11 protein-coding genes are annotated in these 13,064 nt (G+C 60.1%); 7 read left to right on the top strand and 4 right to left on the bottom strand.

Going from position 1 to position 13,064, the window contains the following annotated elements; translation table 11 throughout:
* Positions 1–72 precede the first annotated feature (72 nt).
* From FJU30_RS21895 to FJU30_RS21880, 4 genes are all read left to right on the top strand, one after another.
* The gene (locus FJU30_RS21895) at positions 73–933 is read left to right on the top strand and encodes a transporter substrate-binding domain-containing protein (protein ID WP_150437101.1); all 861 of its coding nucleotides are present in this window, start codon (positions 73–75) and stop codon (positions 931–933) included.
* Positions 934–1,006: 73 nt separating this feature from the next.
* Complete coding sequence (locus FJU30_RS21890) at positions 1,007–1,747, top strand: amino acid ABC transporter permease (protein ID WP_150437100.1); 741 nt, start codon at positions 1,007–1,009, stop codon at positions 1,745–1,747.
* A complete protein-coding gene (locus FJU30_RS21885) occupies positions 1,737–2,558 on the top strand; it encodes an amino acid ABC transporter permease (protein WP_150437099.1) in 822 nt (273 codons plus the stop codon). Before FJU30_RS21890 ends, FJU30_RS21885 begins: the two co-directional genes overlap by 11 nt.
* 158 nt (positions 2,559–2,716) lie before the next feature.
* A complete protein-coding gene (locus FJU30_RS21880; protein WP_150437098.1) occupies positions 2,717–3,874 on the top strand; it encodes an amidohydrolase in 1,158 nt (385 codons plus the stop codon).
* 637 nt (positions 3,875–4,511) lie between these two features.
* On the opposite strand, the gene hemY is transcribed toward FJU30_RS21880, so the two are convergent.
* Genes hemY through hemC form a run of 4 tightly spaced genes read right to left on the bottom strand, consistent with a single transcriptional unit; the run spans position 4,512 to position 8,549 of the window.
* Positions 4,512–5,705 carry a protoheme IX biogenesis protein HemY gene (gene hemY / locus FJU30_RS21875; protein WP_150437097.1) on the bottom strand — a complete coding sequence of 398 codons (1,194 nt, stop codon included), beginning with the start codon at positions 5,703–5,705 and terminating at the stop codon, positions 4,512–4,514.
* 2 nt (positions 5,706–5,707) lie between these two features.
* Entirely contained in the window at positions 5,708–6,847 is a 1,140-nt protein-coding gene (hemX, locus tag FJU30_RS21870) for a uroporphyrinogen-III C-methyltransferase (RefSeq protein ID WP_150437096.1), read from the bottom strand.
* A gap of 23 nt (positions 6,848–6,870) precedes the next feature.
* Entirely contained in the window at positions 6,871–7,611 is a 741-nt protein-coding gene (gene hemD / locus FJU30_RS21865; protein ID WP_150437095.1) for a uroporphyrinogen-III synthase, read from the bottom strand.
* Positions 7,608–8,549 carry a hydroxymethylbilane synthase gene (hemC, locus tag FJU30_RS21860; protein WP_150437094.1) on the bottom strand — a complete coding sequence of 314 codons (942 nt, stop codon included), beginning with the start codon at positions 8,547–8,549 and terminating at the stop codon, positions 7,608–7,610. Before hemC ends, hemD begins: the two co-directional genes overlap by 4 nt.
* Before the next feature lie 336 nt (positions 8,550–8,885).
* On the opposite strand from hemC, the gene FJU30_RS21855 reads away from it, so the two are divergent.
* From FJU30_RS21855 to lptM, 3 genes are all read left to right on the top strand, one after another.
* Positions 8,886–11,447, top strand: a complete 2,562-nt coding sequence (locus FJU30_RS21855) for a class I adenylate cyclase (protein WP_150437093.1) — start codon at positions 8,886–8,888, stop codon at positions 11,445–11,447.
* An 85-nt stretch (positions 11,448–11,532) separates the two neighbouring features.
* Positions 11,533–12,726 carry an MFS transporter gene (locus tag FJU30_RS21850; RefSeq protein WP_150437092.1) on the top strand — a complete coding sequence of 398 codons (1,194 nt, stop codon included), beginning with the start codon at positions 11,533–11,535 and terminating at the stop codon, positions 12,724–12,726.
* Positions 12,727–12,889: 163 nt separating this feature from the next.
* Positions 12,890–13,063, top strand: coding sequence for an LPS translocon maturation chaperone LptM (gene lptM / locus FJU30_RS21845; RefSeq protein ID WP_150437091.1), 174 nt, complete (start codon positions 12,890–12,892; stop codon positions 13,061–13,063).
* Position 13,064: the final 1 nt, after the last annotated feature.

Genomic DNA, 13,064 nt, shown 5'->3' with positions numbered 1-13,064 from the left:
CGGCCCGTCCGGTCGCTGGCGGGACGGGACGGGCTACGGGCGAAACGAATCACTGGCGAAAAGAGCAATCGCATGAAGAAAAAGAATGTCCTGTTACGCGCGGCACTGGCGGTCGTCCTGTTGCCGTTGGTTTCCTCGCTCAGTCTGGCGGACGCCACGCTTGATAAGATCAACGCGCGCGGCAAGCTGGTGGTGGGGGTGGACGGCGCTTCCCCGCCGTTCGGTCTGCTCGATCAGAAAACCGGCAAGATCGGCGGTTTTCAGACCGATCTGGGGCGGGATATCGCCCGGCGGCTGGGCGTGACGCTGGAGGTGGTGCCGGTCACCGCCTCGACGCGCGTGCAGTTCCTGCAGTCCGGTAAGGTCGACCTGCTGATCGCCAATATTCAGTGGACCCAGGAGCGCAGCGAGGCGCTGAGCTATGCCCCGACGCCGTATAATCTTGTCGGCGGGGCGGCGCTGGTGCGAAAAGACAGCAGCGTCCAGCGCTGGGAGGATTTAAAGGGCAAGGTGGCCTGCGTTTCTCAGGGCAGTAATTTCACCCGTCCGCTGCAGGAGTACGGCGCTATTGTTAAAGGTTTGCGCGGGATCCCGGAATCGCTGCTGGCGCTGAAGGGCGGAACCTGCGACGCCTCGGTGCATATTTCTCCGGCCATGCATCAGGTGCTGGTCGGGGAAAGCGCGTCACAGTGGCAGGATTACCGGCTGGGAACGCCCGATCAACTGATTCCTTCGCCGACGGTAATCTGGACCCGACGCGGCGAAGCCGATACCCGCAAGTTCGTCGATGACGTGATCCGCGACTGGCACCGTTCCGGCTCGCTGCTGAAGCTGGGGCAACAGTACGGCGTACCGGACGAGTATTTCCGCGACGCCAATGGCAAAGCGCAGCGCGGCGAGTACGACGCCGCTCCGCCGGAACCGGTTTCCTGAGTTCAACATGCAGCGCGACGGAGGAACATAACGCAATGAAGACGGCGGCGACGGTACGGCAAAGGAGATGGCGATGGTTCACGATTTCCTGAACGAGCTGGTGGCGTTTTTTAAAGTGCTGGGGCTCAACTATTCATTCGTGCTGGACCCGATCGACCGGGCGGCGTTTCTCAGCGGTATGGTCGTCTCCCTTGAACTCTGTATATTGACCATTCCGTTCAGTCTGCTGGCCGGCGTGATTATTACGGCGGCGCTGACCAGCCAGATGCGCTGGCTGAGCGCGCCGGTCGGCGCCTTTGTCGAATTGGTACGCAATACGCCGACGCTGGTGCAGCTGTACTGCGCTTTTCTGGTGCTCAATATGCTGATCAGTCAGCAGCTGGGGCAGGGCAGCAGCCCTATTTCGCCGCTGATGTGGGTGGTGCTGGTGGTTTCGATTCATAAGGCGGTGTTTCATGCCGAAGCTTTGCGCGCCGGCGTCGAAGCAGTGCCGTCAATCACGCTCGAGGCTTCCCGCTCAATGGCTTTTAGCCGCCGGCAAATTTTCTGGTATGTGCAGTTGCCGCTGGCGACGCGTTTCGCACTGCCGTCGCTGATCAATAATCTGGTGGATCTGGTCAAGATGACGGCCATCGCCTCCGCGATAGCCGTGGGCGATGTGACCTATCAGTCGATTATGATCTGGTCGCAGCGCGATAACGTGCTTGAGCTGATCTTACTCATCCTGATCTACTTCGCGGTGCTGACCTGGCTGGTCAGCAAGGCCGGCAGATGGCTGGAAAATCATTTGAGGATGCCGGGTTATGGTCAATGATGTCGTCGTAAAAAATATCCTGCGGCCGGCCCGCAGTCGTCCGCTCATCGCTGCGGCGCTGTCCGATTTTTGGTTTCTCATGCTGCTGGCGATCATCGCGGTTAATCTGCTTTGGGCGTTCACCGACAGCGCGCCGTTCGCCGTAACCCAACTGTGGCGCTGGTTGCCGGCGCTGTTCCAGGGCATTGGGGTCAATATCGGCATCAGCGCGTTGGCCATGCTGTTGGGCACGCTGTTGGGGCTGGTGGTGGGCAGTCTGTCGCTGGCGCCCTCGCGCCTGCTGCGTACGCTGACCCAGCTCTGGGTGCAGACGTTTCGCAACGCGCCGGTGCTGGTGCTGATTTATTTCACCACCTATGTCTTCCCTTTCGAAATCGTTTTGCTGCACTGGTATATTCCTTTTCCCGACTGGATCAAGGTGGTGATTGGGCTCGGCCTGCCGGCCAGCGCCATTATCGCGGAGATTTTTCGCGGCGCGGTGCTGTCCATTCCCAGCGCGCAGTGGGAAACCGCGCAGTCGATGGCCTTCCGCCGCGGACAGATTTTTCGCTACGTCATTCTGCCGCAGTGCGTCCGCCGGATGCTGCCGCCGTGGATGAATGTTTATGCCAGCATCACCATGAGCACCTCGCTGGCTTCCCTGGTAGGGGTGCATGATGTGGTGGACATGGCCACGATCGCCAGCAATACCGTGGCGCGGATCGACTTCACTATCCTGGTGTATTTTACGCTGTTGTTGTTCTTCTTTTTTTATTGCTACCCCATCTCGCGCATTACTCGTCAGTTGGAAAAACGGCTGAATAAACATTAGGTCTGGCGGTTATCGTCGGCGCGCCGGACAAATACGGCGCGCGACGGTGACACCCGTTGCCAACAACGTTAAGCTTGGCCAAAGCGGATATCCTGCATGCCGACGCCTGCGCCTTATTGCGCCGGCGCGGCGCAACCCGAGAATGTGGAGTAACAATAATGAAAGTGAGTGCTCAGCACGAGCCGCTGGCCCGGTTTATCCAGTCATTTCGTCACGATCTGCATCAGCATCCCGAGCTATCGAACCAGGAGTTCGCCACCACCGACAAAATTCGCGCGGCGCTGGAAAAAGAGAAGATCCGCATCCTTGATCTGCCGTTAAAAACCGGTCTGGTGGCCGAAGTGGGCGGATTGCAGGACGGGCCGCTGGTCGTGTTGCGGGCCGACATCGATGCGTTGCCGATAGAGGAAGAGTCCGGCGTAGAGTTCGTCTCGCGGAATCAGGGCGTGATGCACGCCTGCGGTCACGATTTCCATGCATCGGCGGCGCTGGGGGCGGCGATTCTGCTCAAAAAGGCGGAAGCGGCGCTGAAAGGGACGGTGCGCATCCTGTTCCAGGCCGCGGAAGAAACCGGGCTGGGCGCGCCGTCGGTGATTGCTACGGGCGTGCTTGACCAGGCCGCGATGATTTTTGGCATTCATAACGACCCGACGCTGCCGGTCGGCGTGGTTGGCGGAAAGGACGGCGCGTTGACGGCTGGGGTGGATCGCTTCGAAATCAAGATCGCCGCCAGGGGCTGCCATGCGGCGAAGCCGCATGAAGGCAACGATCCGATCGTTATTCTCGGCCAGTTGATTTCCGCGCTGCAGACCATCATCAGCCGCACGCTGCCGTCAGACAATAATGCGGTGGTGTCGATCACTCAGGTGCACAGCGGCAGCACCTGGAATGTGATCCCGGATACGGCTTATGTCGAAGGGACGGTAAGAACCTTTAGCCAGGCGGCGCGCGAGCTAATCGAGCGGCGTTTTCGCCAGATTGTCAGCGGGCTGGGCGCCACCTTCGGCGCGGATATCGAACTAATCTGGCACGCCGGACCGCCGTCGGTGGTCAATACCGCCCGCTGGGTCGATCTCGCTCTTGAGGTGGCCGGCGCCGAAGGATTTGAGGCGCGCCGTATTGAGGCCAGCCCGATCGGCGAGGATTTCGCTTTCTACCAGCAGAAGGTGCCGGGCGCTTTTATGATGGTGGGATCCGGCGGGCCTTATGCCTTGCACCATCCGAAATTCCGAGTCGACGATCGCGCGCTGTTCCCCACCGCGCACTACCTGTACCGGATGGCGCGTCAGGCGCTGGAACAGCTGGCCGCCGGCTGAATACCTGCACGATGTTGTTGTTATCCGGCGACACTGCGCCGGCCGCCTGTCTCCAGACAGAGACATTTAACGCCATGAAAAATAATGCTAAATTGGCCGGCTCTATTATTTGTCTCTGAATGGTGACGCTTTGCCGCTCTCCTGCGCGCCGGCCCGACGGCGGCTGGTAACGGCGATAAAATTGTGAAATCTTTTATTTTTCAATTGGTAATGATAATTTTTCTGCGCGCAGCGGCGACGTGTCGATAAACTGGCACAGACTATGCAATAATCTGCCTGTAGATGCTCATTCCACTTCCTATGTTTGCTTCGGCTTCATAAATCCGGGAATGACGCAGAGCCAATTTAGGGTGCCCGGGGCGTCCGCCGACCGATGAAGACTTGCGCTCCATCGGATTCTGGACACAACGTTGAATAAGGCGCCAATCTTTTGTCTTACAGACCTGATTTTTCCACGCTTGCCATGACGGCAAGCGTTTTTTTTGCCCGTCGCCGGGCGCGGCGGCGGGAAAGGGGGACTGAGGCGCGGGGGACAGATGAAAGAAAAGCGCGATGGCGTCGCCGGAGCGGAACGGCCTTTTCCGGCGGCGCCTGAACGGCCGACGTGGCAAAACGCCAGCCGCCCGTCTCGCCAGAGCTATTCCGGGTTGGATTTCAGCGTCAGCAGCAGCCCTTCGTGACGCATTTTCGCCGCTTCATCCGGCTGGCGCAGGCGATCCAACACGTCGGCCAGCCAGGCGTAGTCGTAGGCGTCGGGCCGCTGTTTGAGCGCGGCGCGGAATGCTTCGCTGGCCTGCTGCCATTCGCCGTGTTTCATCAGCAACTGCCCCAGCGTGCTGTTCAACAACGGCGTATCGCCATGCTGCTTAATCTGCTGGCGCAGCTGTTTTTCCAGCTGTTGCGGATCGCCGGCCTTCAGTCGCGGCATCAGCAGCACCAGACGTTCGTCATACTGACGCTTCAGACCGTCCAGCAGGATTTGCTGCGCGGTGTCGTGATCGTCGCATTGCAGCAGGTGTTCCACCATCGCCACCTGCAGCGCCGTCTGATGGCGTACTTTGCGGCTTTGGTTATTCCACCACTGTTTCAGCCCGTCGCTGCCGCTGTCGGCCATCGCCTGATCCATGAGCCCGATGTAGGCTTGCTGTTGCAACTGCTGCAATTCTTCGTCGTCGTGGATCTGCACTTTGCGCATCGCCGGCAAAATATCCAGCAGCGCGCCGTAAGCGCCGGTACGCAGGAAAGCCTGCTCGGCCAGACGCAGTACTTCAGGATGGCGTGGCGCCACTTCCAGCAGCCGATCGACGCCGTGGCGCGCGGCATGATCTTCGTGGCGTGCCAACTGGATGCGCACCCGGGTAATATCCACCGGCAGTTGATCGGTATCCGCGACTTCCGCCGCGCGCTCCAGATATTGACGGGTGCGGAAATCGTCGCCGCGCTGCTGGGCGGCTTCCGCGGCCAGCAGATAGTTGACCACCGGCTGTTCGGCGTGGTCCGCATTGCGGCTCATCAGTTTTTCTACCTGCCGGTAGTCGCCTTCCGCCAGTTTGAGCAGCGCGGCGCGGGTCTGTTTGCGCGCGCGGCTGCGTTTACGGCCGAGAAACCAGCCGCGTGTACGGGCGCCGGTGCGGAAAATACGCCGCAGCACCCACTCCAGCGCAAACATTATCACCAGCAGCAGAACCAGCATGATGACCAGCCCGGTGACGCTGGTCTGAATGTCGTAGCTGGCGGTCTGGATCAGCACATAGCCCTGATGACCCGCCACCATCGGACCGACCACGATACCGGCAATCAGGATAATGAACAGCAATAGGATGCGTAACATTATTATCCCTCCTGCGGATTATGCGGCGCCGCGGCCAGCAGATTGCGCACGCGCGTCTGCATCAGTTTTTCCAGCAGCGGCTGACTCTGCAATTCGGTGGGGACATCCAGCGCCACCGACTGCTGGCTCAGTTCATCCAGCTGATCCAAAAAGGCTTTGGTGCTGGCGTCGCTGGTATCGAACCAGGCGCGCACCCAGGTAGAGACGGTTTCCAGCGATTGCCGGTACACCTCGTTCTGATGGCGCGGTACGGCCTGCGCCGCGATCAGCAGGCGCGAACGGATATTTTCGCGCAGGTAGATATCCTGGTTGGGGGCCAGCAGCGGCTCCGCCGTGTCGTTGCGGCGCTGGATGGTGATGAAATCGGCCATAAAGTTGTGCCAGCTCTTGCTTAGATTCTGCCGCCATTCGCTCAGCGAAGCGGACAGCTCGCTGCTGTGCTCATCCATCGGCGCTTCGTCGCTGTCGTTATCGGCCAGCCGCAGGTTATCCACGTTATTGGACAGTTCGTTGACCTTGAGAATAATGCCGTCAAAGTCGATCTGGCTCACCGAGGAGAGGGTATTGATATCGTGCGTCAGGGCGCGGCGCACCTCGATTAGACTGGGGTCGTCCATATCGGCCAGGCTGGCGTCGGCGCTTTTCAGCAGCGCCGCGGCGGTAGTGACATCGCGATCGCTCCAGAGTTTGCGTCCGGCCAGTCTCACCAGAAAGTCGGCCTGCGCCAGCATCCAGGTTTTGTTTTCATGGCTGGACAGCGTCGCCAGCTTGTTGCTCAGCTCTTCCGACTGGCGCGTCAAATCATTGATGCGGCGTCCGGTCTCTGCCTGCGCGGTGCTCTGCTGTTGCTGCTGAGTTTGCCAGTTTTCCTGCGCCTGCTGCTGGTTCTGCCGCAGCGAGGACAGCTGCGACTGCAGCCCGGCGATGGTTTCCGCCTGGCTTTGCGCCTGCTGATGGCCGTGATAGTACAGACCGCCGCCGAGCGCCAGCGCGATCAGGATCGCGACAATGCCGAGCGCCGTTCCCGCACCGCTGCGTTTTTCTTTTGTTGGCGTGCCTGTCGTCGCGGACTTTTCCTGCTGCTGAGCGGCGTCAGTCCCTTCTTCAGATAAAGGGGGGGAAGGGGTATGTTGTTCCGTCATAATGGTTCATCCCATGATCAGGTTTATTGTAGTATGCGCAGCAGCGCATCATTATCGGCGTTATCGGCCACCCGGATATCCAGCCAGCCAAGCTGGCTGGCCTGGTCGGCCAGACGCTGGCTTACCACGATCAGCCGACATTTCAGTAACCAGCAAGTACGATAGTAATCAGGAACTAAAGTATAGATCCGTTGTAGCATTTCACCGCTGGTTATCACCAGCGTATCAATTCCCAATTGACGCCAGCGCTGACTCTGCTGTGGCCCGTCGTAGTGTACCGGGCTGCGCTGATAACATTCGCAGTAGCTGATCGCGGCGCCGCGTTGCGCCAGCGTGCTGGCCAGCAGTTCACGTCCGCCGTTGCCGCGCAGCAGCAGCGCCCGCCGTCCGTCGAGGTTTTGTAAATCAGTCAGTTGCAACAGCGTCTCGCTATTTTCGCGCCCTTCGGGCCAGGCGACCGGCAGAGTGCTGACCTTGTGCAGCGCCAGCGCGCTGGCGCGACCGACCGCATACCAGCGCAGCGTGGCGGGCCAGACGAGCCCGGCGCGCTGCAGGCATGGATGAGCGTATTCGACGGCGTGCTGCGACAGCACGAACGCCAGATCGCCGGGCCGCATCGCCGCCAGCTTTGCCGGCAACAGCGACAGTTCGCGGCCCGGCGCGAATTCGATCAGTGGGCTGTGACAGGCGGACTTGCCGAGTCGACGCAGCCGGTCGACCAGTTGTTCACCGGCGGGCGAGGGACGGGTGACCAGAATGGTCATTGGGGCGACGACGCCTGATAAACGGCGTGCAGGATCTCGCGCGCGCCGCGCGCCAGCAACTCATCGGCCAGTTCGATGCCGATCCGCTCCGCCTCTCCGGCCGGACCGCGCCGCTCGCCCTGCACCATCAGGCTGCCGTCCGGCGCGCCGACCAGCGCCCGCAGCCACAGTTGATTGCCCTGCAGTTCGGCGTAGCTGCCGATCGGAACCTGGCATCCGCCTTCCAGTCGGGTGTTCATGGCTCGTTCGGCGCTGACGCGCAGGGCGGTTGCCCGATGATTGAGCGGAGCCAGCAGCGCGCGGGTGCGCGCGTCCTGCAGGCGGCATTCGATGCCGACCGCGCCCTGGCCGACCGCGGGCAGCGACTCTTCCACGCTCAGCGGGCGGCGAATTCGTTCGCCGAGGCCCAGACGTTTCAGACCGGCCACCGCTAAAATAATGGCGTCGTATTCGCCGCCGTCCAGCCGGGCCAGTCGGGTGCCGACGTTGCCGCGCAGATCGCGAACGATCAGATCCGGGCGCCGGCGGCGCAGCTGGCACTGGCGGCGCAGACTGGAGGTGCCGACGCAGGCGCCGGCCGGCAGCGCGTCAAGGCCGGCGTAACGGTTGGACACAAACGCGTCGCGCGGATCGTCGCGTTCGCAAATGGTGACCAGACCCAGTTCGGGCGGAAAGGCGACCGGTACGTCTTTCATGGAGTGCACGGCAATATCGGCCCTGCCGTCCAGCAGCGCCAGTTCCAGCTCTTTGACAAACAGCCCTTTGCCGCCGATTTTTGCCAGCGGGGTGTCGAGAATCACGTCGCCGCGCGTCACCATCGGCACCAGTTCGACCCGCAGACCGGGATGGCAGCGTTCTAATTGTTGCTGGACATATTGTGCCTGCCATAAGGCCAGAGGGCTTTGCCGGGTGGCAATTTTGAGAATATTGTCTAACATACCGGGTACCGTTTTATCATTTGCCCCTAATCCTATCATTGATAAGGCGCGAGTGTCAGTTTCTGGCCGGGGCGTAAAAGATAAGCAGTCTGTCTGCGCGATGAGTGGCGCGCGCACGGCGGATGAAAGCGGACGGCAAAGCGGGCGCGGCCCGCGCGCGGCGGAAAATTCACGCTTCGCGCGGGGCAACTATCTTGCTTTACGCGTTGTCTGCGAGGTGTTAGATTGATCACGTTTCCAGCAATTCTGTGCCAGACATTCTTCTAATATCATTACTGGCCTGGCAGGAAATACGGGGTTCTTTTTTAGGCACTGGGATAAATCAGGCGAAACGTCTTGTACTTCTACATCGAGACACTGAAGCAGAGGCTGGACGCGATCAATCAGTTACGAGTCGATCGCGCACTGGCAGCGATGAAGCCCGCTTTCCAGCAGGTCTATCGCCTTCTGCCGACTTTATTACATTATCATCACCCGTTGATGCCAGGCTACCTTGCAGGTAACGTCCCCCACGGCATCTGCACCCACTCGCCTGATGAAAGCCAGCAAAGTTACCTCAGCCACCTGAACCTGAGCCCGGACGATCTGGCCGCGCCGCAGGGCAAAGGCGAATTCCCCATCACCGGCCTGTACTCCATGGGCAGCACTTCCTCCATCGGCCAGAGTTGCCATTCCGATCTGGATATCTGGGTTTGTCATCAGTCGTGGCTGGATAACGATGAGCGTCAGCGTCTGCAGCAAAAGTGTACGCTGCTGGAAACCTGGGCCGAAAGTCAGGGCGTGGAAGTCAGCTTTTTTCTGATGGATGAAAATCGCTTTCGTCACAACGAAAGCGGTAGCCTGGGCGGCGAGGACTGCGGCTCCACGCAGCACATCCTGTTGCTGGATGAGTTCTACCGCACGGCGGTCCGCATGGCGGGCAAGCGGATTCTGTGGAATATGGTGCCGGTAGAAGAAGAAGGCCATTACGACGAGTATGTGCTGTCGCTGTATGCGCAGGGCGCGCTGGCGCCGAATGAATGGCTCGATCTGGGCGGCCTGAGCACGCTGTCGGCGGAAGAGTATTTTGGCGCCAGCCTGTGGCAGCTCTATAAAAGCATCGACTCGCCCTATAAGGCGGTGTTGAAGACGCTGCTGCTGGAAGCCTATTCCTGGGAATATCCGGATACGCAACTGCTGGCGATGGATATCAAACGCCACCTGCACAACGGCGAGATCGTCTCTTTCGGTCTGGATCCTTACTGCATGATGCTGGAACGGGTAACGCGTTATCTGACCAGCATTAACGACCTTACCCGGCTCGATCTGGTGCGGCGCTGCTTTTATTTGAAGGTGTGCGAAAAACTGTCGCACGAGCGCAGCCCCTGCGTAGGCTGGCGGCGCCAGATCCTTAATCAACTGGTGAAAGAGTGGGGATGGAGCGAGCCGCATCTGGCGATGCTGGATAATCGCGCCAACTGGAAAATCGAGCAGGTGCGCGAAGCGCACAACGAGCTGCTCGACACCATGATGCAAACCTACCGCAACCTGATTCGTTTCGCGCGGCGCAACAATCTGAGCGTCAGCGCCAGCCCGCAGGATATCGGGGTGCTGACCCGCAAACTGTACGCCGCCTTTGAAGCGCTGCCGGGCAAGGTCACGCTGGTCAACCCACAGATCTCGCCCGATCTGTCCGAACCCAATCTGACGTTTATTTATGTGCCGCCTGGCCGGGCGAACCGCTCCGGCTGGTACCTGTATAATCAGGAACCGTTGATGGACTCGATTATCAGCCACCAGCCGCTGGAATATAACCGCTATCTGAACAAGCTGGTGGCCTGGGCCTATTTTAACGGCCTGCTGACGCCGACCACGCGGCTGCATATCAAGGGCAGTAAACTGTGCGATATTACCCGCCTGCAGGCGCTGGTGGCCGACGTATCGAGTCACTTCCCGCTGCGCGTGCCGGCGCCCACGCCCAGGGCGCTCTATAGCCCGTGCGAAATCCGCCATCTGGCGATTATCGTTAATCTGGAACACGATCCGACCGCCGCTTTCCGCAATCAGGTGGTGCACTTCGATTTTCGCCAGCTGGATGTATTCAGCTTCGGCCAGCAGCAGCAGTGCCTGGTCGGCAGTATCGATCTGCTGTATCGCAACTCGTGGAATGAAGTGCGTACGCTGCATTTCAACGGCGAACAGGCGGTGCTTGAGGCGCTGAAAACCATTTTGGGCAAGATGCATCAGGACGCCGCGCTGCCGGAGTCGCTGGAGGTATTCTGCTACAGCCAGCATCTGCGCGGGCTGATCCGCACGCGGGTGCAGCAACTGGTGTCCGAGTGCATCGAACTGCGCCTGACCAGTACGCGTCAGGATCCGGGTCGCTTCAAGGCGGTGAAAGTGGCCGGCCAGACCTGGGGGCTGTTCTTCGAGCGGCTGAGCGTCTCGGTGCAGAAGCTGGAAAACGCGGTGGAATTTTACGGCGCGATTTCGAACAATAAATTGCAGGGCTTGCCGGTGCAGATCGAAACCAACCATGTTCACCTGCCGCCGGTGGTGGACGGTTTCGCCAGCGAGGGCATTATTCAGTTCTTCTTTGAAGACCTCAATGATAATCAGGGCTTTAATATCTATATTCTGGACGAGTCCAATCGGGTTGAAGTGTATCACCACTGTGAGGGCAGTAAGGAAGAACTGGCTCGCGACGTAAGCCGCTTCTATTCCTCCTCGCACGATCGTTTCACCTACGGCTCCAGCTTTATTAATTTCAACCTGCCGCAGTTTTATCAGATTGTGCAGCTTGATGGCCGCACCCAGGTTATTCCGTTCCGCAGCAGCGCGCTCTCCCAGCTGTGCGTGACGCCGCTCAGCGAAGCGAAAACCCCGGCGGTGCAGCAGCAGCGTTTACAAATTCAATAACGACCTGCCTTTCTGTTCGTTCTGCGCGTGGGGCCGACGATCCGCCTCACTTTTATCGGCCCTGATGTCGGGGAGGCGTTTCGTGATGTCTGCGACACTGCGCAATAATCTGATTCTGCTGGCGCTGGGCCAGGGCCTGACCGGCAGCATTATTTCATTGATGACTCTGACCTCTACGCTGGCCGGCGTGATGCTGGCGCCGCTTCCCGCGTTGTCCACTCTGCCGATTACCGCGACCGTGTGCGGCGCCGCCGTAATGATCTATTTCGTCTCCTCGCTGATGGCGCGCTACGGCCGGGCGCGCGGTTTCGTCATCGGCGCGCTGGTCGGCCTGGCGGGCTCGGCGCTGGCCGGCGCGGCGATGGTGACGAAGAGTTTTCCGCTGCTGCTGCTGGCGACCTTTGTGCTCGGTATGTCCAGCGCCTTTAATCCTTATTACCGTTTTGCCGCCGCGGAAATTTACCGTGATCCCCATGAGAAAAATCGCGCCATCGCCTGGGTGATCGGCGGCGGGATCCTGGGCGGCTTTCTCGGCCCGCTGGCCGCCAGCCAGGCCGCCGACGGCTGGGCCGACTATCCTTTTCTCGGCAGCTTTGTCGCGGCCGGACTGATTTGTTGCGTTACCGCGATCCTACAGGCCTGCCTGCGGCTGCCGCCGGCGAGCGAGCCGGCGCCGGTCTCCGCTAATCCGCCGCCGCTGTCCCAGGCGCTGAAAAGTCGGGTGTTCTTCGCCGGCACCGCCAGTTGCGCTATCGCCTTTGTGGTGATGACGCTGAGCATGAATGCCGCGCCGCTGGCGATGCATCACCATCATTTCTCCATCGACAGCAGCGCCACGGTGCTGCAGTGGCACTTTATCGCCATGTATGCGCCCTCTCTGCTGCTGGCGCGTTGGGGCGCGCGGGCCGCGCCGCGCACCATTATTATTATCGGGCTGGCCAGCAGCGTGCTGGGCATTTTGGTCGCGTTATCCGGCCAGGGCTTCTGGCATTTTCTGGCGGCGCTGATGCTGTCGGGCATCGGCTGGGCGCTGATGTTTAATGGCGGCACCTTTCTGCTCAATGCGTTTGCGCATTCGCCGCATAAGGCGAAGATTCAGGGGATTAATTCTCTGCTCACGTATTTGCCCAATATGCTGGCCTCGCTGTCCGTCGGCGCGATGATGGTTTCCGCCCAGGGCTGGGTGTGGGTCAATCTCAGCAGCGTGGCTATCCTGCTGGGGATGGCCTGCGTGTTGCTCGGGCAGCGCTGGCGCATGTCGTCGGCGCGGGCGCGCTAAGGGACGGCTTTAGCCGCATCGACCGGCGATTTTTGTGCGGCCGCTATCAATCCGCCGCGCGGGCGGCGCTTCTCGCGTGCGTTCTTTTCGATTCCTGTTGATTTTCATGATCCACCTGCGATTATAGAGAGCATGCGTTTATGAATAACAGGTCATTAATACCATGAAGAAAGAATTTCAGCCGCTGTGCCTTGCGCTGGCGCTGCTTGCTCTGACGGGATGCGGTCTGAAAGGCCCGCTGTATTTTCCGTCGCAAGAGAAGGCCGCTCAGCCCGTCGCGCCGCAGCAAACCGACAGTGCGCAGCATCAATCGACCGTGTCGCCAGCGCGCCAGTAAT

The sequence above is a fragment of the Affinibrenneria salicis genome, from assembly GCF_008710095.1.
The sequence above is the reverse complement of the archived record's forward strand: the minus strand, read 5'-3'. Positions and strand labels throughout refer to the sequence as shown.